Raw genomic sequence first — 26827 nt, 5'->3', positions numbered from 1 at the left:
ATTCTATGTTTTTGCTCTTTATTAAAATACTTGTTCTATATTAAAATAAAGGAGGATAAAAAGCTTCCTTTATATGGTCTATTCTGAAATTTCCGTTCTCACCGATTACAGTTATAATATCAAAGCGTACCGGAACATCTATTTGAAACAGTTTCATGTAGGTGTCTGCTGCACGCACCGTTCGTTTAATCTTTGGTAAATCTACCGCCTCTTCCGGTTGGGCAAACAGAGTATTACTGCGTGTTTTTACTTCTACTATCACCAGTTCATTCTTTTTAGCAGCTACGATATCCAGCTCAAGGTGTCCCTTTCTCCAGTTCCTGTGGCGGATAAGATAACCATGTTCTTCGAGATAGGCTACTGCGGCATTTTCCCCTGCTTTCCCTAATTCATTGTGTTCAGCCATCTTTTTTTGCAAATTTACAGCTTTTATTCTTTGTTTTTACAGAAGTAAAAGTAATTTTGCAGAAGATATGAGAAAAAGGAGCAAAAAGTGCCTGAAAATGCATGCTGAGTATACCAAACGGGAACGGCGAATGAGCATTTTGTTAAGCGAAGACGAGCAGCTGATTGTCGATCGTTATCTGGAAAAATATAAGATAACGAATAAGTCGCGCTGGCTTCGTGAAACGATTCTTATGTTTATCCATAAAAATATGGAAGAAGATTATCCTACCCTCTTCGGAGAACATGATATGAGACGCTGATTATGACACTGGACGATACTTATTTTATGAAACAGGCATTGATAGAGGCAGGCAAGGCTGCAGAGCGGGGAGAAGTTCCTGTAGGGGCAGTGGTTGTCTGTAAAGAGCGAATCATTGCCCGTGCCCATAACCTGACAGAAACATTGAATGATGTGACAGCCCATGCCGAAATGCAGGCTATTACTGCTGCGGCCAATGTGCTTGGCGGAAAGTACCTGAACGAATGTACACTGTATGTCACCGTAGAGCCCTGTGTGATGTGTGCCGGTGCTATTGCCTGGGCACAAACGGGAAAACTTGTTTTTGGTGCGGAAGATGATAAACGCGGGTATCAGCGATATGCGGCACAAGCGCTGCATCCTAAAACGGTAGTTGTAAAAGGTATCCTTGCAGACGAATGTGCTGCACTGATGAAGGAATTCTTCGCATCCCGAAGAAAATAAATTGCATTATTTTACTTCCTCAAAATCCACGTATTCACCATCATCCTGAGTGAATATTTTCTTATGTTTGGTTCTCGGTCTGTTTTCAGAGAAAATTTCTTCTTCGTTATCTGTACGGTTATCGATGTTCTGAGTGTAGCCGGGACGGCTTTGCTGCTGGTTGTTTTGTCCACTATCCGTCTGCTTCGTCCGGGAAGACGAACCACGACCAAGCCCGAAGATGGCTCTTAATATAAATCCGACAATCGAAAGGCCAAATATGACAATGGCAGCCAGAAAAAGAAGTAAAAATAAAAATATATGCATTGGGCGATGATTTTATGTTGTAACTTCGATGAAACTCATAGTACAACAAACGTGCCAAGAGATTGTTTATTTACTTTTTCTTGTAAAAAGTGAAAGTAAAATATACCAGACAATGATTGCTGCGAAGCTGCTAATACCCAAGAAAATGAGGAATGGGATACATACAATCAAGAAAATGAAACTGATTTTATTAGTACTCCATGAAAGATTCTTAAACTTCAGCGAGAACATCGGTATCTCTGACACCAGTAACCATGAAAACAGACAAACCAATAGAAGAATGTAGACAGGATGGCAGTTTTCGGAGACCAAGAAGTCATGTGCTCCCACGACGAAAGAACCCCAGAACAAAGCGTTTGCCGGAACAGGGAGGCCAATGAAAGAACTGGTCTGGCGGGTATCATTGTTGAACTTTGCCAGTCGCAACGCTGAGAATACGGAAATCAGGAAGGCTGCATAAGGCAGGTAAGGAGCTATGAATTCCATACTTGCCGGATAGTACATCTCTTTTAATAAGGAGAATACAATCAGCGAAGGGGCCACACCGAAACTTACATCATCAGCAAGTGAATCCAAGTCTTTTCCGATGATTGAGTGTGCATTCAGAACACGAGCCAGCATGCCGTCGAAGAAATCGAAGACAGCGCTCAGAATAATAAAAAGCAGTGCCAGGTCATATCGGGCTTCGAAAGCCATGACACAAGCGATACAACCGGAGAAAAGGTTCAGGCAGGTTACTGTATTCGGAATATTGTTCTTTATAACATTTGTCATTGTGACCGAATTATTTAAGTTTGGCGATAACCGTTTGGTTACCGGTCGTTAGTTGTCCCATGTTGACACAGACTTCCGTGCCGAGGGGCAGATATACATCCACACGGGAACCGAATTTGATGAACCCCATGTGTTCGTCGATATAGCATTCTTCTCCTACTTCAGCGTAGGTGACAATGCGGCGTGCCACGGCTCCCGCAATTTGTCGGGTCAGCACTTCCACTCCTTCCGGAGTTTCTATAACTACTGTAGAGCGTTCGTTCTCCGTACTTGCTTTGGGCAGCCATGCTTTCATGAAATTACCGTTGTGGTGGGCTACTTTTTTAATAGTGCCGTCCACCGGGTACCAGTTCGCATGTACGTTTACGATGCTCATGAAGATAGAGATCATCAGTCGACGGTCATGAAAATATTCGTTTTCGTCTACTTCTTCAATGACTACGATTTTGCCGTCGGCAGGAGCAACGACTATTTTCTCCGTATCCTTCCCGAAAAGTCGAATCGGACAGCGGAAGAAGTTAACCATCAGCAGATATACTGCAATACTGGCTACTGCTACCACATAAAAAGGAATTTTGCAATCTATTCCCCAGTAAAGAGCCGCATTGATCAGTAGCAATAGCAAAAAGCTAGCCCATAATATATGTGTTCCTTCGCGGTGAATACGTATCTTTTTTAATTTCTTTAGTCGGCCCATGAATGCTGTTTAATGATATTGTGTGCAAAAATATACTTATTTTAAAAAAACAGCAAGTAAATGAGCAGAGAAATGCGAGTGTTGATAACTTTTTGAGGATTATTTTTGTTTATAACGCGGGAGGTAGTAATTTTATGCCTTCAAATTAACTACTTATCATTATGCAGGATTTCGTTCATTTACACGTTCATACGCAATATTCTCTACTGGATGGTCAGGCAAGTGTCGCCCGTCTGGTAGATAAAGCCATGAAAAATGGGATGAAGGGTATTGCCGTGACCGATCATGGAAATATGTTCGGCATCAAGGAATTTACGAACTATGTCAATAAGAAGAATAGCGGTCCGAAAGGGGAAATCAAGGATCTGAAGAAGCGGATTGCAGGGATTGAAGCCGGCACAGTGGAATGTGAGGATAAGGAGGCGGAGATAGCTGCCTGCAAGGCGAAGATCGTGGAGGCGGAGAACAAGCTCTTTAAACCGATTATCGGTTGTGAGATGTACGTCGCCCGCCGTACGATGGACTTGAAAGAAGGGAAGCCGGACCAAAGCGGTTATCACCTGATTGTACTTGCCAAGAATGAGAAAGGTTATCATAACCTTATTAAATTAGTATCGCACGCGTGGACGCGCGGGTACTATATGCGTCCGCGTACCGACCGCAGTGAGCTGGAGAAGTATCACGAAGGTCTGATTGTCTGCTCGGCGTGTCTGGGTGGCGAGGTGCCGAAGCGTATTACCGCAGGGCAGTTTGCCGAAGCCGAAGAAGCGATTCAATGGTATAAGAACCTGTTTGGTGATGACTACTATCTGGAGATGCAGCGCCATAAGGCGACTGTACCCCGTGCCAATCATGAATGTTATCCGCTACAGGTAAATGTGAACAAATACTTGCAGGAGTATGCCCGGAAGTATAATATCAAGCTGATCTGCACCAACGACGTCCATTTTGTGGATGAAGAGAATGCCGAGGCGCACGACCGTCTGATCTGTCTGAGTACAGGCAAAGACCTGGATGACCCGACTCGTATGCTGTATACCAAACAGGAATGGATGAAGACCCGTGAAGAGATGAATGAACTCTTTGCAGATATTCCCGAGGCACTAAGCAATACGCTGGAAATTCTAGATAAAGTCGAATATTATTCGATTGACCATGCACCTATCATGCCTACCTTCGCTATTCCCGAAGACTTCGGGACAGAAGAAGGATATCGTGCCAAATATACGGAGAAAGACCTGTTCGATGAGTTTACACAGGACGAAAATGGTAATGTGGTGCTGAGCGAAGAGGAAGGACAGGCCAAGATCAAACGTCTGGGGGGATATGAGAAACTGTATCGTATCAAACTTGAAGGCGACTATCTGGCAAAGTTAGCATTTGACGGTGCGAAAAGAATATATGGCGACCCTTTGTCGGAAGAAGTGAAAGAACGGCTCAACTTCGAGTTGTACATCATGAAAACGATGGGTTTCCCTGGATACTTCTTGATAGTGCAGGACTTTATCAATGCCGCACGCTCGGAACTGGGCGTATCGGTAGGGCCCGGACGTGGTTCGGCTGCCGGTTCGGCAGTGGCTTACTGTCTGGGTATCACCAAGATCGACCCTATCCAATACGACTTGCTGTTCGAGCGTTTCTTGAATCCGGACCGTATTTCGTTGCCCGATATCGATGTGGACTTCGATGACGACGGTCGTGGTGAAGTGCTTCGCTGGGTAACCAATAAATATGGTCAGGAAAAAGTAGCGCATATCATCACGTATGGTACGATGGCTACCAAACTGGCTATCAAAGACGTTGCCCGTGTACAGAAACTTCCTCTCTCGGAGTCCGACCGTCTGGCAAAGCTGGTTCCGGATAAAATCCCGGACAAGAAGTTGAACCTGCGGAATGCCATCGAATACGTCCCCGAACTGCAAGCGGCTGAGGCATCGTCCGACCCGTTGGTGCGAGACACTCTTAAGTATGCCAAAATGCTTGAAGGTAACGTTCGTGGTACCGGTGTGCATGCCTGCGGTACGATTATCTGTCGTGACGACATTACCGACTGGGTGCCTGTAAGTACGGCCGACGATAAGGAAACGGGCGAAAAGATGCTCGTTACCCAGTATGAAGGTTCGGTGATCGAGGATACCGGATTGATCAAGATGGACTTCCTCGGATTGAAAACATTGTCTATTATTAAGGAGGCGGTTGAGAATATCCGTCTGAGTCGTAGTCTGGAGATAGACGTAGACCAGATCGATATTACCGATCCGGCAACTTACAAATTATATAGTGACGGACGTACCATCGGAACATTCCAGTTTGAATCTGCCGGAATGCAGAAGTACCTGCGCGAATTGCAGCCTTCTACCTTCGAAGATTTGATCGCTATGAATGCCCTCTATCGTCCGGGTCCGATGGATTATATTCCGGACTTCATCGACCGTAAGCATGGCCGTAAGCCGATTGAATATGACATTCCGGTGATGGAGAAATATCTGAAAGATACGTATGGCATTACGGTCTATCAGGAACAGGTGATGCTTTTGTCACGTCTGCTGGCGGACTTTACCCGTGGTGAGTCCGATGCTCTTCGCAAAGCGATGGGTAAGAAGCTGCGTGATAAGCTGGATCACATGAAGCCTAAGTTTATCGAAGGCGGACGCAAGAACGGGCATGACCCGAAAGTACTTGAAAAGATTTGGACCGACTGGGAAAAGTTTGCCTCTTATGCGTTCAACAAATCGCACGCTACTTGCTACTCTTGGGTAGCTTATCAGACAGCCTATCTGAAAGCGAACTACCCGTCGGAATACATGGCGGCTGTCATGAGCCGAAGTTTGTCCAACATTACCGATATCACGAAGCTGATGGACGAATGCAAGGCAATGGGTATCCAGACGCTCGGTCCGGATGTGAATGAGAGTAACCTGAAGTTTACGGTCAACCATGACGGTAATATCCGTTTCGGACTGGGAGCGGTGAAAGGCGTAGGCGAAGCCGCTGTGCAAAGCATTGTAGAAGAACGTAATGCCAACGGACCATTCAAAGGTATCTTTGATTTCGTACAACGTGTCAATCTGAATGCCTGCAATAAAAAGAATATGGAATGTCTGGCGTTGGCGGGAGGTTTCGACAGTTTCCCTGAATTGAAGCGGGAGCAGTATTTTGCCGTCAACTCTAAGGGCGAAGTATTCCTCGAAACCTTAATGCGATACGGCAACCGCTATCAGGAAGACAAGAGAGCTGCCATCAATTCATTGTTCGGCGGAGCGAATGTCGTCGATATCGCCACCCCCGAAATTCCTCAGGGAGTAGAGCGCTGGGGCGACCTCGAACGTCTGAACAAGGAACGCGACCTGGTAGGTATTTACCTTTCCGCCCATCCGCTGGATGAGTTCGCGATTGTGCTGGATCACGTCTGCAATACCCATATGGCAGATTTGGAAGATAAAGCAGCTCTGGCAGGCCGGGAGATTACAATGGGGGGCATTGTGACCAGTGTCCGTCGTGGAGTCAGCAAGAATGGTAATCCGTATGGTATTGCCAAGATCGAAGATTATTCGGGCTCTACGGAAATACCTTTCTGGGGAAATGACTGGGTGACTTATCAGGGATATCTGAATGAAGGCACGTTCCTGTATATCAAAGCCCGTTGTCAGGCCAAGCAATGGCGGCAGGACGAGCTGGAAGTCAAGATCACTTCAATGGAACTTCTGCCCGATGTGAAAGAAGAATTGGTGCAGAAGATCACCATTATCATTCCTCTGTCAGTGTTAAATTCGGGACTTATTACCGAGCTGGCGACTTTGACCAAAGAACATCCCGGTAATACAGAACTCTATTTCAAGGTGACGGACGATACGGACAGCCGTATGTCGGTCGATCTGATTTCCCGTCCGGTCAGGCTTTCGGTAGGCAGAGATTTAATAACATATTTAAAGGAGCGCCCCGAACTTGGATTCCGTATAAATTGATTATCTTTGTAGCGCAAATCTACAAACGAAGTAATACATAATAATTAATACTTAATACTTAAAAAGAAATGGCTTTAGAAATTACAGACAGCAACTATAAGGAAATCCTTGCAGAAGGAAAGCCTGTTGTGGTGGATTTTTGGGCTCCCTGGTGTGGCCCTTGTAAAATGGTGGCTCCTATTATTGAAGAATTGGCTGCGGAGTTTGAAGGACAAGTCATCATCGGTAAATGCGATGTGGATGATAACAGCGATGTGGCTGCCGAATACGGTATCCGCAACATTCCTACTGTTTTGTTCTTCAAGAATGGTGAGATTGTAGACAAGCAGGTAGGCGCAGTCGCCAAACCGGTATTCGTGGAAAAAGTGAAGAACCTTCTCTAGACTTTGTCTAATATTTAATACTTATTACTTAATACTTACAACCATGGGACTGGAAGATGATTTTTTATTAGAAGATGCCGATGACGAAAAGACCGTCGAGTTTATCAAGAACTATCTGCCTCAGGAACTGAAAGAGAAGTTCGAGGATGATGAACTGTACTATTTTCTCGATCTGATAGACGAGTACTATTCAGAAAGTGGCATTCTTGACGCTCAGCCCGATAACGACGGCTACGTAAACATCGACTTGGAAGAGGTCGTAGCTTACATCGTGAAAGAAGCCAAGAAGGACGACATGGGAGAATATGATCCCGAAGAAATCCTTTTTGTAGTTCAGGGAGAAATGGAATATGGAAACTCTCTGGGGCAGGTGGACTAATTGTCGCTAGTCACCACTGTAGATAAATGAAAGGAATAATAGCCTGAAAGACGTGAATCTTTCAGGCTATTTCTTTTTGTCTTTACTATTTGAAATTTCAATATTTTAATATAAAAAGGAACAAAGTTGTGTTTTTATTAATACCTTTGTTCTATATCGTTTTAACCAATAATCTCGCCTTATGAAGATAAAATTGCTGACATTACTACTTTTTATGGTAACTTCCGTGACAGGACAACAAACTTATTTTATCTCTTCCTGTGGAAATGACTCTGCCGACGGTTCATTGGACAGTCCCTTATTGCATATTCATGAAGCTATCGAAAGAGGAGAGAATTCCGACGATCAGGAGATTCATGTCTATATTCGGGAAGGAAAGTATTATTTGGACACATCCTTGGTTATTGATGCCGATAAGTGGAAGAATAAAAGACTGACACTGTCAGCTTATAATAATGAATCGGTTGTTCTAAGTGGAGCCAGGAAACTTTCCCTCAATTGGGTGAAACAGAAAAACGGAATATGGAAAAGCAAGACAGAAGCCGGTAAGGGTGATCAACTGTTTGTTGACGGAGAAAAAAGGATTCTTGCCCGTTATCCTAATTTTGAAGAAGGTGCCATTTTTAATGGAACGGCTGCCGATGCGATTGCACCAGCCCGTGTCAAGAGATGGAAATCTCCCGAAGGTGGTTTTATCCATACGTTACATGCCAGAGACTGGGGGGATATGCATTATGTAATTACAGGAAAAGACGACAAAGGTGTTCTTTTTGAGGGCGGATATCAGAATAACCGTCCGTCAAATATGCATGATAAGTATCGGTTTGTGGAAAATATATACGAAGAACTCGATGCACCCGGAGAATGGTTTCTAGATGGAAAAGCCGGATATTTGTACTATTATCCTTATTCGGATGAAAATATAGATGATGCGGTGTTTGAAATAGCTGAAATTCCAAGTTTGATTAAAATTAAAGGGGTTGAAAATGAGTGGATTAGTGACGTGACGATAAGAGGAATTTGCTTTAGCCAGACCTCCCGTACTTTCATGGCCGACTATGAGCCGTTATTGCGTAGTGACTGGGCAATTTATCGGGGAGCAGCCGTTTTTATAGAGAATGCGGAGCGTTGCCGTATTGAGGATTGCGAATTTACCGGTTTGGGTGGTAATGCCATTTTTCTTAGCCGTCACATCGACGACTGTGTTGTCAAAGGGAACTATATTCATCAGATTGGCGCGAGTGCGGTATGTATCGTAGGAGATACTTCTACTGTACGTTCGGGAGTGTTTAAATATGAACACTCCGTTCCTTATGAGTTGATGGATAAAGTACCCGGTCCGAAAAATGAATTTTATCCTCGCCAATGTCTTGTGGAAGACAATCTTATCCATGATATTGGACTGATAGAGAAACAGGTGGCCGGTGTTCAGATTCAAGTGGCAAGAGGAATCAATGTACGACACAATACCATATACCGAGTTCCGAGAGCTGCTATCAATATCGGAGACGGTTCGTTCGGAGGACATGTTATTGAATATAACGATGCGTTTGCCACTGTATTGGAAACAAGTGATCACGGGGCATTCAATTCGTGGGGAAGAGACCGTTTCTGGCATCCTTCCTATGAAAAAATGAGCTCCATGGTTGCAGAGCATCCTGAACTGATTTTGCTGGATGCCCTTTTCACTACTTATATCCGTTATAACAGGTTCCGTTGTGACCACGGTTGGGATATCGATTTGGATGATGGCAGTTCGAATTTTCATATATACGGGAATGTCTGTTTGCATGGAGGAATTAAATTGCGTGAAGGTTTCAATCGTGTTGTGGAGAATAATATCTTGATCAACAATACTCTGCATCCCCATTTATGGTTTCAGAATTGCGGTGATATTGTCCGGCGTAACGTGTTTACACAAGCCTATCTTCCCATTGAGTTAAAAAGTTGGGGGAAGATGGTCGATTATAATTTTTTCTCTTCGGAGAATGCTTTGAAGCAAGTGCAAAAAGATGGCACCGATGCACATAGTACAAGCGGAACACTCCTTTTTGACGATTATCAACATTATAATTTTGCTTTATCGAATACTTCCAAAGCCTTTGAAATTGGTTTTGAGAATATTCCCCAGAATGTTTTCGGAGTGTATTCTCCTCGTTTGAAACGGAAGGCTGAAAAGCCCGAACTTTCCGAGCTGCTTGTTTCAGATTCTGCCAATACCAATCAGACCTATTTGTGGGAAAAGACCGAAATCCGATTGGTCAATGGTTTGGGCGATCGGTCAGCTTATGGTTTGCCTGATGAAAAAGGATGTATTATATTAAAAATGAATAATGCAGTCAATATACAGGATGCAGGATTGAAAGAAAATGATGTAATTTATTCAATTTATGGAGAAGTTATTGATTCTGTAGAAACATTGGTACGGTTGACTAATAAATATAAATGGAGAAAGGCACTACTATTGGAGTGTTTTAGAAATCAGCAGAAGTTGAAGGTTTCTTTAGTTTTAGATTAACTGTTTTTTGAGCTGGAAATTAAAGAGGGATATTCTCAAACTGCTAGAAATAAGACAATTCATTCGTTATGTGGAAAGACGACAGCTTGTGTAAGTTCTTATTTTAAATTTCCTCCAACGCATAATACTGATAATCCCTAAGTACCGTTTGAAGGAACTTTTCCTGATTATTCTCTCGTGGGGTAACAGATAAGATTTCCTGTACCTTTTTGGCGAGTAATGTGACGCGCCTTACCCGATCCTTTTCACCGGATTCCAATGTCCGGGTGATCACATTCACCTGTTCCAGTGATAAATCGGCAGATTGTGGATACGTTGGGTGATAATTTTTAGTCAGATAATCAAATTCATCGAGGCTGACGTGTATCTTGCGATAATTCTTCTCTTTAATCACCATCGTTCCGGCTGCCAGGTCACCCAGTCTCTGACTGTTTTTAGTCAGCAGGACGACTAAGAGCCCCAATCCTCCTGTAGCAGGACCATCAATAATGAATAGAAGCCAACGCAACAGATAAGCACTGATGCTGGGAGTAGAACCGTCTGATTTTACGACACGTATATTCATCAGACGTTTCCCGAAACTTTGTCCGTGATTGAACATCTCACAGAGAAACGAGTAAAAAAGTACAGGCAAATAGACGAGACACAGAAAGAAGACCGTGCCGACTCCAGAGGATAAGTGCAGTTTGACAATGAGTGTCGTTACAGAATATAGATAAATCACGATCAGAAAATAATCGATGACCAAAGCCAGCAATCGTTCGCCGATACTGGCGGGCGTTTGGCTGATTCGAACAAACTGACCGGTAATAATTGTAGATTCTGCCATTCTTGGTTAAACATTTTTAGGTTTAAGTTGCAAATATATCATAATTCTTTTACTTTTGCTTCCGGTTTCGGACAAAACTTATCCGAAATCTCTGAAAAGCATGAAGGAAGTAACGTTTATCCGTCGGAATATCGAGAAATGGAAAGAGACCGAGAAGGTGGTGGAACAGGCTGCAACTCTGTCCCCTGACCAACTGGCCGACGCCTATACGGAGTTGACTGCCGACCTTGCTTTCGCCCAGACTCATTTCCCGACTTCCCGCATTACCATTTATTTAAATAATCTCGCTTCAGCCCTGCATAATGAAATCTATCGGAGTAAACGCGAGAAGTGGACACGGATTATCACCTTTTGGACGCAGGAAGTGCCGCAAACCATGTATGATGCCCGCCGGGAGTTATTAACTTCCTTTATTATCTTTGCGGTCTGCATGCTGATCGGGGCTGTTTCTGCTGCCAACGATTCTGAGTTTGTGCGTCTGATATTAGGAAACAGGTATGTGGATATGACGCTGGATAATATCGCCAGAGGTGAGCCGATGGCAGTATACAATGGCTCTCCCGAAGCTCCGATGTTTCTGGGCATTACAATCAATAATGTGAGAGTATCTTTCCTGTGTTTTGCATCGGGCATATTGACCAGCTTTGGTACAGGCTTCATTCTCCTTCAAAATGGAATCATGGTAGGGGCATTTCAGACGTTCTTTCATGAACATGGTCTGCTCAAGGAGGCGGCTCTTGCTATCTGGTTGCACGGGACGCTTGAAATATGGTCGATTATCGTAGCCGGTGCTGCCGGACTTGCTTTAGGTAACGGCTGGCTGTTTCCCGGAACCTACTCCAGGCTGGAATCGTTCCGCAGAGGAGCGAAAAGAGGGTTGAAGATTGTGATCGGTACGGTACCTGTGTTTATTATGGCAGGATTTATCGAAGGCTTTATCACCCGCCACACCGAACTTCCCGATATGTTGAGGCTCGGAATCATCCTGACATCCCTTGCATTTATTATCTTTTACTATATTTACTTACCAAATAGAAAAAAACATGGAATCACAGAAACCTAAGGTTGCAATGTATGTGAAACGTTCCTTTGGTGAAAAGTTGAACGCTTCTTTTGACTTCATAAAAGAGAACTGGAAACTGTTGTTGAAGTTCATTACTTATCTGCTTTTGCCGGTAAGCCTTATTCAGGCATTGAGCTTGAACGGGCTGATGGGAGGAGCGCTGAAAATATCTGCAGTGGCCAGTACTACTGCCATGGCTGCCAGTCCGAGTTCCTTAGTGGGATTCATGTCCTATTACGGTCTATATATGCTTGTCTTTATGATAGGGACTATCTTATTGACTTCCTTGATCTATGCAATGATCCGGACTTATAATGAACGGGAAGAACGATTGGAGGGAATCACATTGGGAAGTTTGAAACCTTTGCTGTTTCACAATATAAAGAAATTGCTTATACTGACACTTTTCGGTATCCTGCTGGTACTCATCGTGGGGGTTGTGATAGGTGTCCTCGCTGCTTTATCACTGTTCACTTTGTTTCTGACCATTCCTGTTATTATTGCATTCACCGTGCCGCTTGCTTTATGGGCGCCCATCTACTTGTTTGAGGACATTACCGTGATGGAGGCTTTCAAAAAAACATTCCGACTCGGGTTTGCCACATGGGGAGGCATCTTTCTGATCTCTTTAATAATGGGAATCATAGCCAATGTATTGCAGAGCGTTACCATGATGCCGTGGTATATCGCTACGCTGGTGAAATATTTCTTCTCTATGAGTGATGCGGGAAGTGAGACGACCGTATCGGCTGGATATAGTTTTCTCCTTTATCTGCTTGGCATTGTTCAGGCATTCGGCGCTTATGTTTCGATGATCTTCACCTATGTCGGATTAGCCTATCAGTATGGGCACGCTTCGGAGGTAGTAGATAGCGTCACTGTAGAAAGTGATATCGATAATTTTGATAAACTCTAAACTAATATTTAAGAATAGATGCTGACATCCCCGGCTGATACATTGGTTTGCGACACCGTGCAGATTGCCAAATGGCAATCCAACCCGGCGTATGACTACAATCGTGAACTGATTACGCCTGAAATTAATGTCTTTGAATGGCTGAGTAGGCGGTTTGGGGAGTTGTTGAGAAAGATATTCGGCAGCCGTTTTGCCGAAGAATATTCCGGACTTATATTGATCTGTCTGGCCATTGTTATTTTGGTGCTTATTATATGGTTTCTTTATAAGAAGCGTCCGGAGTTATTCATGCGTTCGCCTAAAAATAAACTCCCTTATGAGGTAGAGGAAGACACGATTTACGGTGTCGATTTTCCGGGAGGGATTGCCGATGCGCTGTTCCGTTCCGATTATCGGGAGGCAGTGCGGTTACTTTATTTGCAGACGTTGAAGCGGCTTAGTGATGAGAAACGCATTGACTGGCAGCCCTACAAAACACCGACACAATATATCAATGAAGTACGGATACCCGTATTCCGCCAGTTGACCAATCATTTCCTGCGGGTGCGTTACGGTAATTTTGAGGCTACGAGGGAACTTTTTGACTCTATGAAGTCTTTGCAGGAAGAAATAGGGAAAGGGGGTAACTCATGAAGGGGAGCCGTTGGTTTATCATCTTTATAGGTGCTTTTCTGCTAGTGATGTTTGCCATAGAATATCACTTGCCGAAGAAGTTTGTATGGACACCTACCTTTAGCCACTATGATGAGCAGCCTTTCGGATGTGCTGTGTTCGATAGCCTGCTGACTGTTTCTTTGCCTTCGGGATACACGCTGTCCCGAAAGACCTTTTATCAGTTGGAGCAGGAAGATACAGCCCATCATAAAGGAATACTTCTGATAGCCAGTAACCTGCCTTTCAGTAAGGTCGATATTGATGCTCTGCTCAAAATGGCAGACCGGGGGAATAAGATCATGCTGGTAAGCAGCTCTTTTACTAAGCTTCTGGAAGACACCCTGAAGTTTGATTGCACTTATTCTTATTTCAGATCGGTCGATTTGAAGAAATATGCCGCTTCGTTATTAAAGCGGGACAGTATATATTGGATCGGTGATCCGGAAGTCTATCCGCAACAGATATTCCGTTTTTATCCGCAGTTCTGCAAATCCTATTTTCGTCAATATGACTCGTTGCCGGTACGGAAATTGGCTGAGATTGATTTGGCAAAAGATATGGGGAATGCATTGGATGAACTGGACTCTGCGATAGTTTCCCGCAATTATCATCCGTTGGTAGCTATGGTTCGTCCGTGGGGGAAGGGAGAAGTCATTTTGGTTTCCACTCCTTTGCTTTTTACCAACTACGGAGTGCTGGACGAGAAAAATGCGACTTATATATTCCGTATATTATCGCAGATGGGAGAGTTGCCTGTCGTCCGTACCGAAGGATATATGACAGAAACTGCTCAGACGCAGCGATCTCCTTTGCGTTATTTTCTGTCGCAAAGACCGCTTCGCTGGGCGATATACCTGTCGATGTTTGCCATATTACTCTTTATGGTGTTTACGGCGCGAAGGCGGCAGCGGGCCATACCCGTAGTGCATGAACCGGAAAACAAATCCCTTGAATTCACCAAGCTGATAGGTACGCTTTATTACCAAAAGCATGACCATGCGAATCTGGTTCATAAGAAGTTTACCTATTTTGCAGAAGTGTTGAGGAGAGAGATTCAGGTAGATGTGGAAGAAGTGGCGGATGATGAGCGCTCTTTCCATCGGATTGCTCAGAAGACGGGGATGAGTGTGGAAGAAATCAGTAAGTTTATCCGCGAAATCAGACCGGTGATTTATGGAGGACGTGTCCTTTCCGGTGAGGAAATGAAGGGATTTATTGACAAAATGAATGAAATAATCAATCATATTTAAAGAAGATATTTATGGAAGAGAATACAGAACAGCGAGTAGATTTAACTCTCTTTTCCGAGAAGATACAGGAATTGAAAGATCAGATTGCTTCCGTTATTGTGGGTCAGGAACAGACGGTGGATTTGGTACTGACGGCAATCCTTGCCAATGGTCATGTGCTGATAGAAGGAGTGCCGGGAGTGGCAAAGACATTGCTTGCCCGCCTGACAGCCCGCCTGATTGATGCGGATTTCAGCCGTATCCAGTTCACACCGGACTTGATGCCGAGTGACGTGTTGGGTACCACTGTGTTCAATATGAAAACCAATGAGTTTGACTTTCATCAGGGACCGATCTTTGCTGATATCGTACTGGTGGACGAGATCAACCGTGCTCCTGCCAAAACACAGGCAGCCCTGTTCGAGGTGATGGAAGAGCGTCAGATCAGCATTGACGGTATTACTCATAAGATGGGAGAGCTTTATACCATTCTTGCTACACAGAATCCGGTGGAACAGGAGGGAACCTATAAACTTCCCGAAGCGCAGCTCGACCGCTTTTTGATGAAAATAACGATGGATTATCCTTCGCTGGAGGAGGAAGTAAATATTCTGGAACGTCACCATACGAACGTTTCATTAATTAAGCTGGACGATATCAAGCCTGTCATCACCAAAGAAGAGCTCTTGTCACTGCGTGCTTTGATGAATCAGGTATTTGTAGACCGTACATTACTCCAGTATATAGCATTGATTGTGCAGCAGACGCGTACCAGCAAAGCCGTATACCTTGGTGCTTCTCCGCGTGCTTCTGTGGCGATGCTGCAATCTTCCAAAGCGTATGCCCTTTTGCAGGGACGCGACTTTGTGACACCGGAAGATATTAAGTTTGTTGCTCCGTATGTACTTCAGCATCGTCTCATTCTGACGGCAGAAGCGGAAATGGAAGGATATTCTCCGGTAAAAGTAACCCAACGTTTGATCGATAAAGTAGAGGTTCCCAAATAATAACCGGATCTCTATAATTCGTAACTTAAAACTCAGAACCCGAAATTGTACTTAACCCGTCGTTTCTATATTGCCCTTATTCTGGTTATCCTGTTGTTGGGTAGCGGATATCTGTTTGCTCCGTTTTTTGGATTCGGGCAGTGGGCGCTCTTAGCCTTGTTACTATTGGTGTTGGCAGATGGATATGCTCTCTATCAGACCAAAGGGATTCAGGCATCCCGTCGATGTGCCGATCGTTTCTCCAATGGGGATGATAATGAAGTGAGTATCCGTGTCGAAAGTACTTATCCGCGTCCGATCTCGTTGGAGATCATAGATGAAATACCTTTTATCTTCCAGAATCGGGATATCAGCTTCCGGACGACTCTCCAGCCGGACGAAGGGAAAACGATCCGTTATCATCTTCGCCCGACCCGTCGCGGCGTTTACTCTTTCGGACAAATCCGCGTATTTGTAACCGGCAAGATCGGTTTGCTTTCTCGTCGGTACACGTGTGGGAAGCCACAGGATATCAAAGTATACCCTTCCTACCTGATGCTTCACCGGTATGAATTGCTGGCAATGAGTGATAATCTGACCGAACTGGGTATCAAGCGTATCCGCCGGGTAGGTCATCAAACGGAATTTGAGCAGATTAAGGAATATGTAAAAGGAGACGATTATCGGACTATTAACTGGAAAGCGAGTGCCCGCCGGCACGAGTTGATGGTGAATGTTTATCAGGACGAACGTTCTCAACAGATTTACAGTGTGATAGATAAAGGCAGAGTGATGCAGCAGGCTTTTCGGGGAATGACTTTGCTTGATTATGCTATCAATGCTTCACTGGTACTTTCGTATGTAGCGATGCGGAAAGAGGATAAAGCAGGGTTAGTGACCTTTGACGAGCATTTTGATACTTTTGTTCCGGCTTCCAAACAGCCCGGCCACATGCAGACGCTGCTTGAAAAGCTGTACAGCCAACAGACTACTTTCGGTGAAACGGATTTCTCGGCTCTTTGCGTGCATTTGAACAAACATGTCAATAAGCGTAGCCTTTTGGTTCTATATACCAACTTTGCCAGCATCAGCAACATGAACCGCCAGTTAGCTTATTTGCAGCAGCTTAATCGTCAGCATCGTTTACTGGTTGTTTTCTTTGAGGATGCCGACTTGAAGGCGTATATAGAAAGTCCGGCCCGAGATACAGAAGATTATTACCGGCATGTGATTGCAGAAAAGTTTGCTTTTGAGAAGCGACTGATCGTTTCTACATTAAAGCAGAACGGCATTTATTCGCTGTTGACAACTCCCGAAAATCTGTCGATTGATGTAATCAATAAATATCTGGAGATGAAATCGCGGCAATTGTTGTAGCAGAGTTTCGTCTCAAATTACTGGTGATTTCTTGTTTAAAAAGGGGATTGTCCCATTGCCTTTCGGGTTTCTACAAAGAAGAATACAGCCATCCCTATGATAATGACTCCCAATATGCCGTAGAAAAGCCGTGCTCTGCCACGTCCTACATTCCTGACAATTGTTTGGGCGTTGCGTGTGGTGAAGAACCAGTTCCAGTTCAATAATGAGGCTAGCAGGGAGGTGATTCCCGCTAGCGCAAAAATAGCTTGTACGATGTATTGTCCGGTCATAGTCTGATCACTCTGCTTCCGTCTTCCAGTTCTTCAATCGTAACCTTTACAGCATCCCCCGGCAGCAATTCTTCCACCAGTTCCGGCCATTCGATGAAGCAGAGGGCACCGCTGTAGAAATAATCTTCGTATCCCATGTCATACACTTCGCTTAACTTTTTGATGCGGTAAAAGTCGAAATGATAGATCAATTCTCCGGTTTCGTCCGAACGATATTCATTGACGATAGCGAAAGTAGGAGAACTGATGACGTCTGATACACCCAGTTCCTCGCAAAGAGCTTTGACGAATGTTGTTTTGCCTGCTCCCATTTTGCCGTATAAAGCGAAAACAGTGTTATCACCCATAGCAGCGATAAATTCGCGGGCTGCTTCGTGGATACTTTCCAATGATTGAATCTTGATTTCCATATACTATTCTATTATTATGACTGTTTCTTGCAACAACTCTTTCCGATCTTGCAAACGGCATAAATCAGGATGGAGAAGAATATAATCGAGGCTCCCGAAGGAACTTTCCAATGATAAGAGATAAACAGACCGCCCAGACATCCCAGAAAACCGATACCTATGGACAGCCAGATGATTTTTTTGAAACTGTACGTGAAGAGGTTTGCCGTCATTTGCGGAATGGTGAGCAGTGAAATGGCCAGAACGATGCCGACCATGCGCAGACAAGCAACGATGGTCAGGGCGATAAACATCATCAGCACATATTCGAATACCTCTACCGGAATCTTTTGAGAACGGGCAAACTCACGGTCGAATGCGATAGATACGATTGGACGGATAAACAGATAAAAGAATCCGGTCAGTATGAATGCCAGTGTGCCGAGCATCCACAGGTCCGCCTGATTGATGGTCAGGATATTACCGAAAAGATAGGCTGATAAGTCCGGAGCAAATCCCGGTGACAGGAAGCTGAACATGATTCCTAAAGCCATTCCTAATGTCCAGAACACCGCGATCGCGGAATCTTCGCGCATATCTTTCCGCCGGCTCAGCCACTCCACGCCGAATGCGGATAATACGGAGAAGACAGCGGCTGACAATATGGGAGAAATTCCCGCGAACAGTCCCAGCCCTATTCCTCCGAAAGATGCGTGAGTAATTCCTCCACTGATAAATACCAGGCGGCGGGTGACAATGTAAGTACCGATAATCCCGCAGGCGATGCTTGCCAGTAAGCTGCCTAGCAGAGCATGTTGGAAGAATGTATATTGTAGTAAATCCACTTCTTTAGTTATTGATTACAAGTTATATGATAAATAACAAATTCCACGCGGCTACTATCGACCGATGACAGATGATGTGCAGGCGGTCAGGCCTCTTTGTGTCCTGCGGTTCTTCTTTCTCCGATGATCAGAAAAACTTCATCTTTGAGGTCATCCGGCAGTTCAATGCCGCGAAGCTGTAAACTGCGTACCCAGCCTGCTACATCGATATCCTGCATAGTATATAACACATCCCTGAATTGGTTTGTTTCTTCTTCCGTATAAGCATCCGCCTCTTTTCCGATGAACAGATCCAGTTCTTCGTCATCGTAGTACTCTATTTTTTTGCTGACAGCAGCCAGCAGGCTGTCCTTTTCGCACACTTCGTGTTGTCCGCAGCATTCTGCATCTACTTCTTTCACTTCCGGCATGTGATCCAGTTCGCCTCTTTCTATTTTCTTTTTCAGTCTGTTGTTGCGGATATAGCCGGCTATCAATGCAATGATACCTAGCAACACTAGACCTATAATAAGTATCCACATAGTCTGTACTGATTCAAATTTCTGCAAAGTTACTTATTAATTTGCATTCTATCATGGATGGTATCTATTTCTTTTCTTACTTTTGTGCGTTACTAACTTAAATATACATAGATGGTGAAGCATAGAAAGTGGATGATTTGCATATTTATAATATGTTTGATTGGTGGACTTTCTTCTTGTGCGGAAGATAGAAGTGTGATTGGGGATGATTTTGAGATACCAAAGTTGACAGACGAAAATACGATTGAATTTACTGTAGATGTTCTCGGTGAGTGGACGCAACTGGAAGTATTTGGCGGTGGCGGCAGAATGGCTATCGAGTGGGGAGACGGAAGACTGCAGAAGATCGAAGATCCCGAAGCGGGACTGATTACATATAAATATGGCAACAGAAGAAGTTACCGGGTGAGAATATGGGCGGAAGAGCTGGATTATTGTAATCTGGGAAGTTTGCTGCTTCCCGTAAAAGACCTTCGTATAGGGAACTTGCCTAAAATGAGAGATTTGGCTCTTACCAGTTTTGCCAATACCCGGAAAATTGACCTGAGTCGTTCCTGTCCCAATGTGGAGAATGTGAACATAGGCAATTGTGCTGATCTGGAGTATGTTGATGTAAGTCAGTGTGATAGCCTGAAGTCGGTATTGATTGGCGGAAACCCGAAACTGACATCACTCGATGTGACTGATAAATGTAAACTTAAAAATCTGAATTGCTCCGGCAATCAATTGAGTTCTCTTTCGCTTAAAGACTTACCCCAGTTGAACAGTCTCGATTGCAGCTACAATCCGGAATTGAGCAGGTTGGAATTTGATGAGAAAATGGAGATTAGCACCTTGTTTATAGGTCATTGCAACTTTCAGAATCTGGATTTCCTGGACAGGCTGCCTTTGTTGCTGGAGTTTGTCTGCCGGAACAATCAATTGAAAGAGCTGGAATTGCCGGAATCTCTTTGGATAAAGTATCTGGATTGCAGCAATAATCAGCTGACTCGTTTGTCTATTTCGGAAAACTGGTTATTAACGAGGGTCGATTGTCATTCCAACCGGCTGGACAAAGAAGCATTGAATCAATTATTTGAAATGCTGGGTACGGCCAGTGATTATCCTCATTCTAAATCATATCTTTCTTACTATGATAATCCGGGCGAGTATACTTGTAATCAGGAGATGCCCGTAAGAAATGGGTGGACTATAGAAGAAAAGGATGCTCAATAAAATATCTGTTTAGAGATAGATTCTGCGTTTTTTTTCTATTTTTGTATCATAGACTCTAAATGATACATCACGATGAAACAAAGTAAGTTATTGTTGGGCTTAATAGGAATATGTCTTCTGTTTGGATTCAGTTCTTGTGAGGGAGAAGATAAGAGTGTATTCGGTGATGATTTTGAAATCCCTGAATTGACGGATGCGAATACTATTCAGTTTACGGTCGATGTTACTGGTGAATGGAAAGCGCTACAAATAATTGTTGGCGGTGGAAGGATGGCTGTCGAGTGGGGAGATGGTCGATTGCAAAAAGTAGAAAATACAGATGCCAACCCTGTGATACACTATAAATACGGTAATAGTAAGACATACCGGGTGAGAATATGGGCAGAAGAACTGGAGTTTTGTAGTGTCGGAAATGAAGCAACTCCTTTTAGTGATCTTCGTTTGGGGTATTTACCAAAGATGAAAACTCTGAATCTTAATAGCTTCTTGGATACTCCGGAATTGGACTTAAGTACTTCTTGTCCGAATGTGGAAACCATTAATATTGGAAATTGGGCAGATTTGGAACGTATAGATTTGAGCCAGTGTGTGAAAATTCAAACAATAGATGTTTATTCCAATCCTGAATTAACATTACTAAAATTGGGACAACTTCCCGCATTGAGATCATTGAAGTGTATTTTTAATGATGCGTTGGTTTCTCTTTCCTTCAAGGGGCTAACTAACTTGAGTGATGTACAATGTGGTTCTAATCCGCAGTTGTCAATCATTGAAACAGGTGAAAAGATAAATGTGAGAAGTCTGTCAATAGGTGATTGTGCTTTCCGGTCCTTAGAATTTATAAATAGCTTTCCTTTATTACAAGAGTTGAGTTGTAGCTCAAATAATTTAACCTCTCTGGATTTATCGGAACTTCCACTCTTACGATCTGTTGATTGCAGTGATAATAAAAAATTGGTTCACTTGCAAATACCGGAGCAAAATTCGGTTAATCCAATATTGCAGAATTTGGATTGTAGTTTTTGTTATTTGGATGAGAAAGAACTGAATGCGATTTTTTGTGTATTACCTGTTGCTCCGAATCCCTATCCTGAATATCCAAGTGGCTATGGCATTACTTTCAATGGTAACCCGGGATCGGAAAATTGTGATCGGAAGCTTGTTGAAGATAAAGGATGGAATATTTTCGTCAATCCGGAAGATTTGATCAATAGATAATTGTGAATTGTTTTTTGCCTATTTAAAATCATGTATATTATGAAAAAGCAGGTTTTACTTTTTTCTTTGTTATGTGGCGTAACATCATTCGTGTGTGCCCAACTTCCTGTAGAAAAAGGCTTGAACACTATCAGCCGTTCTTCCGCCGAAGCGACTATCGGCTTTTTGGCAAGTGACGAATTGCAGGGACGTGAAGCCGGATTCCACGGCTCCTATGTCTCCTCCGAGTATATAGCATCTTTATTGCGATGGATGGGAATACAACCTCTGAATGAAAGTTATTTCCAGCCTTTTGATGCTTATCGCAAAGAACGTCAGAAGAAAGGGCGTTTAGAAGTGCATCCGGACTCTATTGCGAAATTGAAACAGGAAGTTCATCAAAAACTGTCCATGAGAAATGTACTGGGAATGATTCCCGGTAAAAATACGAAGGAGTATGTGATCGTCGGCGCCCACTTTGATCATTTGGGAATAGACCCTGCGCTTGACGGAGATCAGATTTATAACGGAGCGGATGACAATGCTTCCGGCGTATCAGCGGTACTGCAGATTGCAAGAGCTTTTGTTGCCAGTGGACAACAACCGGAGCGGAATGTAATCTTTGCCTTTTGGGATGGAGAAGAAAAAGGCTTGCTTGGTTCTAAGTACTTTGTGCAGACCTGTCCTTTTGTCTCGCAAATCAAAGGATACCTGAACTTTGATATGATAGGTCGTAACAATAAACCGGAACAACCGAAACATGTTGTCTATTTCTATACAGCTGCTCATCCCGCTTTTGGCGACTGGCTGAAAGAGGATATTAAGAAATATAGTTTACAGTTAGAACCGGACTATCGCGCCTGGGATAATCCGGTAGGAGGGAGTGATAATGGAACTTTTGCCAAAGCAGGCATTCCTATTATCTGGTATCATACGGACGGACATCCCGATTATCACCAACCATCCGATCATGCCGACCGATTGAACTGGGATAAGATAGTGGAAATCACTAAGGCTTCTTTTCTTAATATGTGGAAGATGGCAAATGAGGTGTCATGGTAGAGCTTTTTTATTTAATAGGCTGTCGCATGCACTAATATATGTTGCGTTTTTATTCACATACTCTTCCATGTCTTTGGGTTTCAAATGAAAAAAAACAGGGGCAATTGGAGCTGTTTTATTCTCAGTTGAGATGATCATAACTTTTGATCTCTGTTGATTTTATTTGGCTTTAAGTCTGTTTTCTTACGTTGATTTATTGTTTCTACTTGCTGATCAATGACCATAGCTTCTCCAGCCACCCTTTTTCTACTTTGGAGAGTATCTCGGTCGTTTTTTTGATTGTCTCCTGACTCAACTTGTATTGTTCGATTATTGCAGCCTGTTGTTTTTTCAATAGTTCGATTGTTTTTGTCTTATGCTGAAGGTCTTGTTTTTGCAATTCGATGACTTCTAGATAAAGTTTACAGATTTCAGCCTGATTGTTACAGAGTTGTTCCAGTGTATAAATGTAATCTTCCGTGCGAAAAGTCTCGTGCCAGCGCAAGAATTTCTGAAGGCTCTCTTCGTCAATGATAAGAGTTGTCTCTGTAAAAGATGCAGTGATTGCTTTCGTTTCTGCCCACAAACAGAGGTCTTCTTCCTTGACTTCGTATTTGTGTATGGCTCTGTCTATGCTAATCCATTTCGGCATAGTGTTTCTTTGTTTATGTGTTTAATAAAAAAGAGTAAATAACTCTTGGCAAGTGTGGTGCAACAAGCATCCCTGCATTTTGCTTTCCGGTCGGAGGGCTGTGGGGTATGGGGATGATGCGGGGAACCGACCGGATACAAAATAGGCATGGATGCTGTTGTACCATTATCCGGTTTCGAGGTCTTAGCAAACCCTTTAGAAAGATAATGATAACAACAGACATCCACGCCAATCGTTTATATATAACACATCTTTAACTGATATGTTGATATACAGCTATCCACGTGGAGTATCTGTTGTATCATCTCTCTTCTAAATGAAATTGCTAAGTTTCGAAACCGAGAGACAATACGTTACTTACTCCGATATGAGTAATAAAACCACTTTCTGTCTTTTTACATCTCGCTGATGTGCAGAAAGTGTATGACAAAGATATATGTTTTTTTCGGAATAGTATGGAAAAACGGAAATAAATAAAAGAAGTTTGGCACTTAATCTGTTTCTCGTCTGATCATTGCATTGATAACTCAAAACTCCTCCATAGTAATTGGACAGCTGTTTTGCTCTCATGCTCTCACTATTCGTCTGTATCCTTTTATTCATCGCTGTTACAGCGATGAGAGATCCAATGGTAGCAGAGTGAGAGCAACTGCTTGCTCTCACTCTGCATGCGTTCGTTAATACATAATTATCTTAATGTTATGGTTTGATTTTCAATATGTTAATGTCTGATGTCTCAACTATTAATGATTGACGTATTAGTTATTAATAATTGAGAAATCAGGTATTAATGGTTGATGTCTCATACATTATTGGCTTGTCATAACCTGACTTAGGTTGACTCTTTAGTGTCTTATCCCTGTTTTTGGTTGACAGATTTTATACTAAACTCTATATTTGGTTGACTCTCTTTTGTCTTAAGCCTAAAAGCGGTTGACCTTTTTGTTTTTTACTTGAAATGATAAAATTATTGGTTCTTTTTGAAAGAACAGGTGGATTGAAACTACTGTTACGACCGGGTAAACCGGAATCATGTGGTTTATTAAATTTAGACGATCGGTGTTTCAAGAAGTTTCAAACGCTTGAAACACTTTGTTCCAAGGTTTGAAACACTTTGTTTCATTACTTGGAACACTTTGTTTCAAGGCATGAAACACTTTGTTCCAATGGTTGGAACTGGTCTTGGAACTACAGCTTGATAATGTTTCGTCCGATGATGATTGAAACTAGTTGTACTTGGAAGTGACGGCAATAACTGCCATTACCTTGCTGTCACGATGCTATGTGTTGATTATAAATCTGTTATCTCGATATAGTGATGGGTGACGGTAATATTTGAATAATACCGATATCGTATTAATAGCTTATATCAACGCAAATATAGGTTGTATCATTTGTTAGATTGATTGTGTGAAATGATTAATTATTAGAAATACGACTTATGGATGGGTATTTGCTGAAATTATTTATGTTGAAATTCGAATACTAGTAGTTTTTATGTTTGTTATGAGAATAGAAAAGTATATGCAATATATTGTTTGGCATGTTGTAAAATATATATTGTTTTGTTGATTTTTTGATTTAGTATTTGTATATTGCACAAAGTTTATAAAATAATAGCCTACACTCAAAAAAGACTACTAACCTTAAATTTAATATGCAAACAAAACTATTATTATTTATAATTGTAATGTGTAGTTGCGCTTCTAATAAATATGAGCGAAAAGCATGGGAAACATTAGAGAACTCAGATGCCAATAAGGTTGAGTTAACTAATTTTCTTAAATACTATAAGGCTGCCGGTGATAATGAAAAATATGAGGCAGCATGTTATTTAGTAAGTAATATGCTTGGTAAACATACTACTGATCAGGATCTTATTTATGATATAAAAGTTATAAAGGCGGATTCTCTCGTTTGGTCATTAGAGAGATCCTTTGCATTGCGAGAAGAAAGTAAATTCCTGAAGGATTATAGTTTCGATCAATTTATAGAGTATATTCTCCCATATAGAATCGCTGATGAGCCTTTAGAGTTTTATTGGAAAGAAGACTGTAGGAAAAGATATATACCAAATAGTGATACTGATATTATAGCGGCTGCCAAATCTATAAATGAGCAAGTTAAGTTAGAACTTTCTCCAGATAACTATGGTGATCTTCCTAAATCGTATTCTTTTCTAACTTATAATGGATATGGTAAGTGTAATGATCGTTCCACTTTGTTAGTTATGGCTTTAAGAGCGAATGGAATTCCAGCGGCCTATGAGTTTGTACCATATTGGGGAAGTAGCAATAATGGACATTCTTTTGTGTCAGTAATTTTGCCTGATGGAAAGATTTATCCATTACAAAATACTAATAAAATAACTAATGACAGTTATATTTCACGGAAAACGCCTAAAATATACCGTCGAATGTATAAATTGCAGTTACGCGAAGAAGCCATTGTTGATCTTCCGGAATTATTTAAATACAATGATATAGCTGATGTGACAGAATTGCATGGGATCGGTTCTCGTGATGTACAGATTTCCCGAAATTTGACTGATAAGACAAGTGTTTATTATTTGTCTGTTTTCTCACCTGCTGGCTGGATACCACTAGCAGCTTCTTCATCAACCAACTTCTCTTATGTAGGAACTGGTACAAATACTATGCAGGATAAGACTAAAGAGGCTCTTGATTTAGGAGATGGCATAGTCTATTTACCTATACAATGGACAAATGATGATATAATACCTGTAGGTGCTCCACTCATTGTGTCAGATCATAGTGTGGTGGCGATAAGCACAGATAGTTCACAGAGTGAGAGGGTTGTATTAAAACGAAAATATCCATTAAATCTGCGAATAGTAGATTTTGCTAAGTTGATGGTTATGGGTATTTTTGAAGGAGCGAATAAAGCGGATTTTTCTGATGCTGAAAATCTGTATACAATAACTGATATTCCTAAAAGTAAAATGCAAGTTATAGAAATTTCAACGGAAAAGAGTTTTCGATATGTGCGTTATATAAGACCAAAAGGTACATTTAGTATTGCAGAGTTTAGTTTATATCATTCAAATGGGGAGCCTCTACCTTTTCTTCCTATTGCATGTGAGGCTATACGTGAAGATCCTACTATGGTGAATGTATTTGATCGGAATCCTCTTACATATTATCAGGTTGCTGGAGGCGTAGATATGTGGGTTGGTGCTGATTTGGGCAAGCCTGTGAAAATAAGTAAGATTGGATTTGCACCACGTAATGATGATAATGCTGTAGTTTCAACAGATACTTATGAATTATTCTACTGGCAAGACGGATGGATAAGTCTGGGAAAGAAACAACCTGATGGTGATAGTGTCGTGTATGATAATGTTCCTATAAAGGCTTTATTATGGCTTCGTGATTTGACAAAGGGCCGTGAAGAACGTCCTTTTACTTATGAGAATGGCAAACAAATATGGTGGTAGTGGTATTTTAAT

26 protein-coding genes are annotated in these 26827 nt (G+C 42.4%); 16 read left to right on the top strand and 10 right to left on the bottom strand.

Going from position 1 to position 26827, the window contains the following annotated elements; genetic code table 11:
• Positions 1-40 precede the first annotated feature (40 nt).
• Positions 41-406: a YraN family protein gene (locus K6V30_RS00790; RefSeq protein ID WP_055270540.1), complete on the bottom strand. Its 366-nt coding sequence runs from the start codon at positions 404-406 to the stop codon at positions 41-43.
• A 67-nt stretch (positions 407-473) separates the two neighbouring features.
• Between K6V30_RS00790 and K6V30_RS00785 the strand changes: the two genes are divergently transcribed.
• On the top strand, positions 474-707 hold the full coding sequence (locus K6V30_RS00785) for a hypothetical protein (protein WP_008759602.1): 234 nt from the start codon (positions 474-476) through the stop codon (positions 705-707).
• Positions 708-709: 2 nt separating this feature from the next.
• Complete coding sequence (locus tag K6V30_RS00780; protein WP_055270539.1) at positions 710-1150, top strand: nucleoside deaminase; 441 nt, start codon at positions 710-712, stop codon at positions 1148-1150.
• 6 nt (positions 1151-1156) lie between these two features.
• Here the strand turns inward: K6V30_RS00780 and K6V30_RS00775 are convergent, their stop codons facing one another.
• The 3 genes from K6V30_RS00775 to K6V30_RS00765 form a co-directional block, all read right to left on the bottom strand.
• Positions 1157-1456, bottom strand: a complete 300-nt coding sequence (locus K6V30_RS00775) for a DUF4834 family protein (protein ID WP_010539440.1) — start codon at positions 1454-1456, stop codon at positions 1157-1159.
• Between the two features lie 66 nt (positions 1457-1522).
• Positions 1523-2230, bottom strand: coding sequence for a CDP-diacylglycerol--serine O-phosphatidyltransferase (gene pssA / locus K6V30_RS00770; protein ID WP_010539439.1), 708 nt, complete (start codon positions 2228-2230; stop codon positions 1523-1525).
• 10 nt (positions 2231-2240) lie between these two features.
• A complete protein-coding gene (locus K6V30_RS00765) occupies positions 2241-2927 on the bottom strand; it encodes a phosphatidylserine decarboxylase family protein (RefSeq protein ID WP_008759606.1) in 687 nt (228 codons plus the stop codon).
• A gap of 161 nt (positions 2928-3088) precedes the next feature.
• Here K6V30_RS00765 and dnaE point away from each other — a divergent pair, with 161 nt between their 5' ends.
• From dnaE to K6V30_RS00745, 4 genes are all read left to right on the top strand, one after another.
• Complete coding sequence (dnaE, locus tag K6V30_RS00760; RefSeq protein WP_010539438.1) at positions 3089-6892, top strand: DNA polymerase III subunit alpha; 3804 nt, start codon at positions 3089-3091, stop codon at positions 6890-6892.
• 68 nt (positions 6893-6960) lie between these two features.
• Positions 6961-7275, top strand: a complete 315-nt coding sequence (gene trxA / locus K6V30_RS00755) for a thioredoxin (protein WP_008759608.1) — start codon at positions 6961-6963, stop codon at positions 7273-7275.
• 43 nt (positions 7276-7318) lie between these two features.
• Positions 7319-7654: a hypothetical protein gene (locus tag K6V30_RS00750; RefSeq protein WP_010539437.1), complete on the top strand. Its 336-nt coding sequence runs from the start codon at positions 7319-7321 to the stop codon at positions 7652-7654.
• 181 nt (positions 7655-7835) lie between these two features.
• The gene (locus tag K6V30_RS00745) at positions 7836-10172 is read left to right on the top strand and encodes a right-handed parallel beta-helix repeat-containing protein (RefSeq protein ID WP_070101330.1); all 2337 of its coding nucleotides are present in this window, start codon (positions 7836-7838) and stop codon (positions 10170-10172) included.
• A gap of 103 nt (positions 10173-10275) precedes the next feature.
• On the opposite strand, the gene K6V30_RS00740 is transcribed toward K6V30_RS00745, so the two are convergent.
• Positions 10276-11001, bottom strand: a complete 726-nt coding sequence (locus K6V30_RS00740; RefSeq protein WP_010539435.1) for an RDD family protein — start codon at positions 10999-11001, stop codon at positions 10276-10278.
• A gap of 100 nt (positions 11002-11101) precedes the next feature.
• On the opposite strand from K6V30_RS00740, the gene K6V30_RS00735 reads away from it, so the two are divergent.
• From K6V30_RS00735 to K6V30_RS00710, 6 genes are read left to right on the top strand one after another with little or no spacing between them, the layout of a single operon-like run.
• Positions 11102-12064 (top strand): stage II sporulation protein M, encoded by a 963-nt coding sequence (locus K6V30_RS00735; RefSeq protein ID WP_055270607.1) that lies wholly within the window; start codon positions 11102-11104, stop codon positions 12062-12064.
• A complete protein-coding gene (locus K6V30_RS00730; protein ID WP_055270535.1) occupies positions 12045-12980 on the top strand; it encodes a hypothetical protein in 936 nt (311 codons plus the stop codon). The genes K6V30_RS00735 and K6V30_RS00730 overlap by 20 nt, the downstream gene beginning before the upstream one ends.
• Positions 12981-12998: 18 nt before the next feature.
• The gene (locus tag K6V30_RS00725; protein WP_055270534.1) at positions 12999-13613 is read left to right on the top strand and encodes a DUF4129 domain-containing protein; all 615 of its coding nucleotides are present in this window, start codon (positions 12999-13001) and stop codon (positions 13611-13613) included.
• A complete protein-coding gene (locus tag K6V30_RS00720) occupies positions 13610-14884 on the top strand; it encodes a DUF4350 domain-containing protein (protein WP_055270532.1) in 1275 nt (424 codons plus the stop codon). The genes K6V30_RS00725 and K6V30_RS00720 overlap by 4 nt, the downstream gene beginning before the upstream one ends.
• Before the next feature lie 11 nt (positions 14885-14895).
• On the top strand, positions 14896-15870 hold the full coding sequence (locus tag K6V30_RS00715) for an AAA family ATPase (protein ID WP_055270530.1): 975 nt from the start codon (positions 14896-14898) through the stop codon (positions 15868-15870).
• A 45-nt stretch (positions 15871-15915) separates the two neighbouring features.
• Positions 15916-17226, top strand: coding sequence for a DUF58 domain-containing protein (locus K6V30_RS00710; protein ID WP_055270528.1), 1311 nt, complete (start codon positions 15916-15918; stop codon positions 17224-17226).
• A 35-nt stretch (positions 17227-17261) separates the two neighbouring features.
• Here the strand turns inward: K6V30_RS00710 and K6V30_RS00705 are convergent, their stop codons facing one another.
• From K6V30_RS00705 to K6V30_RS00690, 4 genes are all read right to left on the bottom strand, one after another.
• Positions 17262-17498: an immunity 17 family protein gene (locus K6V30_RS00705; RefSeq protein ID WP_010539428.1), complete on the bottom strand. Its 237-nt coding sequence runs from the start codon at positions 17496-17498 to the stop codon at positions 17262-17264.
• Entirely contained in the window at positions 17495-17908 is a 414-nt protein-coding gene (tsaE, locus tag K6V30_RS00700; protein WP_008759702.1) for a tRNA (adenosine(37)-N6)-threonylcarbamoyltransferase complex ATPase subunit type 1 TsaE, read from the bottom strand. Before tsaE ends, K6V30_RS00705 begins: the two co-directional genes overlap by 4 nt.
• A 14-nt stretch (positions 17909-17922) precedes the next feature.
• Entirely contained in the window at positions 17923-18732 is an 810-nt protein-coding gene (locus K6V30_RS00695; RefSeq protein ID WP_055270526.1) for a metal ABC transporter permease, read from the bottom strand.
• An 86-nt stretch (positions 18733-18818) separates the two neighbouring features.
• Entirely contained in the window at positions 18819-19253 is a 435-nt protein-coding gene (locus K6V30_RS00690) for a YidH family protein (protein ID WP_010539425.1), read from the bottom strand.
• A gap of 111 nt (positions 19254-19364) precedes the next feature.
• Here K6V30_RS00690 and K6V30_RS00685 point away from each other — a divergent pair, with 111 nt between their 5' ends.
• The 3 genes from K6V30_RS00685 to K6V30_RS00675 all read left to right on the top strand — a co-directional run bounded on the left by K6V30_RS00685 (position 19365) and on the right by K6V30_RS00675 (position 22727).
• The gene (locus K6V30_RS00685; protein ID WP_181950779.1) at positions 19365-20468 is read left to right on the top strand and encodes a leucine-rich repeat domain-containing protein; all 1104 of its coding nucleotides are present in this window, start codon (positions 19365-19367) and stop codon (positions 20466-20468) included.
• 72 nt (positions 20469-20540) lie between these two features.
• The gene (locus K6V30_RS00680) at positions 20541-21686 is read left to right on the top strand and encodes a leucine-rich repeat domain-containing protein (RefSeq protein ID WP_010539423.1); all 1146 of its coding nucleotides are present in this window, start codon (positions 20541-20543) and stop codon (positions 21684-21686) included.
• 39 nt (positions 21687-21725) lie between these two features.
• Positions 21726-22727: a M28 family metallopeptidase gene (locus K6V30_RS00675; protein WP_010539422.1), complete on the top strand. Its 1002-nt coding sequence runs from the start codon at positions 21726-21728 to the stop codon at positions 22725-22727.
• Positions 22728-22929: 202 nt separating this feature from the next.
• On the opposite strand, the gene K6V30_RS00670 is transcribed toward K6V30_RS00675, so the two are convergent.
• Entirely contained in the window at positions 22930-23358 is a 429-nt protein-coding gene (locus tag K6V30_RS00670; RefSeq protein WP_010539421.1) for a hypothetical protein, read from the bottom strand.
• Between the two features lie 1657 nt (positions 23359-25015).
• Here K6V30_RS00670 and K6V30_RS00665 point away from each other — a divergent pair.
• Positions 25016-26815 carry a transglutaminase domain-containing protein gene (locus K6V30_RS00665; RefSeq protein WP_010539420.1) on the top strand — a complete coding sequence of 600 codons (1800 nt, stop codon included), beginning with the start codon at positions 25016-25018 and terminating at the stop codon, positions 26813-26815.
• Positions 26816-26827: the final 12 nt, after the last annotated feature.

Origin of the sequence: Bacteroides faecis, from assembly GCF_020091505.1 — a bacterium.
Lineage (GTDB): Bacteria > Bacteroidota > Bacteroidia > Bacteroidales > Bacteroidaceae > Bacteroides > Bacteroides faecis.
The sequence above is the reverse complement of the archived record's forward strand: the minus strand, read 5'-3'. Positions and strand labels throughout refer to the sequence as shown.

Excerpts from the sequence above, each read along its gene's own strand:
- K6V30_RS00790 (WP_055270540.1), bottom strand. The coding sequence starts at position 406 with ATGGCTGAACACAATGAATTAGGGAAAGCAGGGGAAAATGCCGCAGTA.
- K6V30_RS00785 (WP_008759602.1), top strand. The coding sequence starts at position 474 with ATGAGAAAAAGGAGCAAAAAGTGCCTGAAAATGCATGCTGAGTATACC.
- K6V30_RS00780 (WP_055270539.1), top strand. The coding sequence starts at position 710 with ATGACACTGGACGATACTTATTTTATGAAACAGGCATTGATAGAGGCA.
- K6V30_RS00775 (WP_010539440.1), bottom strand. The coding sequence starts at position 1,456 with ATGCATATATTTTTATTTTTACTTCTTTTTCTGGCTGCCATTGTCATA.
- pssA (WP_010539439.1), bottom strand. The coding sequence starts at position 2,230 with ATGACAAATGTTATAAAGAACAATATTCCGAATACAGTAACCTGCCTG.
- K6V30_RS00765 (WP_008759606.1), bottom strand. The coding sequence starts at position 2,927 with ATGGGCCGACTAAAGAAATTAAAAAAGATACGTATTCACCGCGAAGGA.
- dnaE (WP_010539438.1), top strand. The coding sequence starts at position 3,089 with ATGCAGGATTTCGTTCATTTACACGTTCATACGCAATATTCTCTACTG.
- trxA (WP_008759608.1), top strand. The coding sequence starts at position 6,961 with ATGGCTTTAGAAATTACAGACAGCAACTATAAGGAAATCCTTGCAGAA.
- K6V30_RS00750 (WP_010539437.1), top strand. The coding sequence starts at position 7,319 with ATGGGACTGGAAGATGATTTTTTATTAGAAGATGCCGATGACGAAAAG.
- K6V30_RS00745 (WP_070101330.1), top strand. The coding sequence starts at position 7,836 with ATGAAGATAAAATTGCTGACATTACTACTTTTTATGGTAACTTCCGTG.
- K6V30_RS00740 (WP_010539435.1), bottom strand. The coding sequence starts at position 11,001 with ATGGCAGAATCTACAATTATTACCGGTCAGTTTGTTCGAATCAGCCAA.
- K6V30_RS00735 (WP_055270607.1), top strand. The coding sequence starts at position 11,102 with ATGAAGGAAGTAACGTTTATCCGTCGGAATATCGAGAAATGGAAAGAG.
- K6V30_RS00730 (WP_055270535.1), top strand. The coding sequence starts at position 12,045 with ATGGAATCACAGAAACCTAAGGTTGCAATGTATGTGAAACGTTCCTTT.
- K6V30_RS00725 (WP_055270534.1), top strand. The coding sequence starts at position 12,999 with ATGCTGACATCCCCGGCTGATACATTGGTTTGCGACACCGTGCAGATT.
- K6V30_RS00720 (WP_055270532.1), top strand. The coding sequence starts at position 13,610 with ATGAAGGGGAGCCGTTGGTTTATCATCTTTATAGGTGCTTTTCTGCTA.
- K6V30_RS00715 (WP_055270530.1), top strand. The coding sequence starts at position 14,896 with ATGGAAGAGAATACAGAACAGCGAGTAGATTTAACTCTCTTTTCCGAG.
- K6V30_RS00705 (WP_010539428.1), bottom strand. The coding sequence starts at position 17,498 with ATGACCGGACAATACATCGTACAAGCTATTTTTGCGCTAGCGGGAATC.
- tsaE (WP_008759702.1), bottom strand. The coding sequence starts at position 17,908 with ATGGAAATCAAGATTCAATCATTGGAAAGTATCCACGAAGCAGCCCGC.
- K6V30_RS00690 (WP_010539425.1), bottom strand. The coding sequence starts at position 19,253 with ATGTGGATACTTATTATAGGTCTAGTGTTGCTAGGTATCATTGCATTG.
- K6V30_RS00685 (WP_181950779.1), top strand. The coding sequence starts at position 19,365 with ATGGTGAAGCATAGAAAGTGGATGATTTGCATATTTATAATATGTTTG.
- K6V30_RS00680 (WP_010539423.1), top strand. The coding sequence starts at position 20,541 with ATGAAACAAAGTAAGTTATTGTTGGGCTTAATAGGAATATGTCTTCTG.
- K6V30_RS00675 (WP_010539422.1), top strand. The coding sequence starts at position 21,726 with ATGAAAAAGCAGGTTTTACTTTTTTCTTTGTTATGTGGCGTAACATCA.
- K6V30_RS00670 (WP_010539421.1), bottom strand. The coding sequence starts at position 23,358 with ATGCCGAAATGGATTAGCATAGACAGAGCCATACACAAATACGAAGTC.
- K6V30_RS00665 (WP_010539420.1), top strand. The coding sequence starts at position 25,016 with ATGCAAACAAAACTATTATTATTTATAATTGTAATGTGTAGTTGCGCT.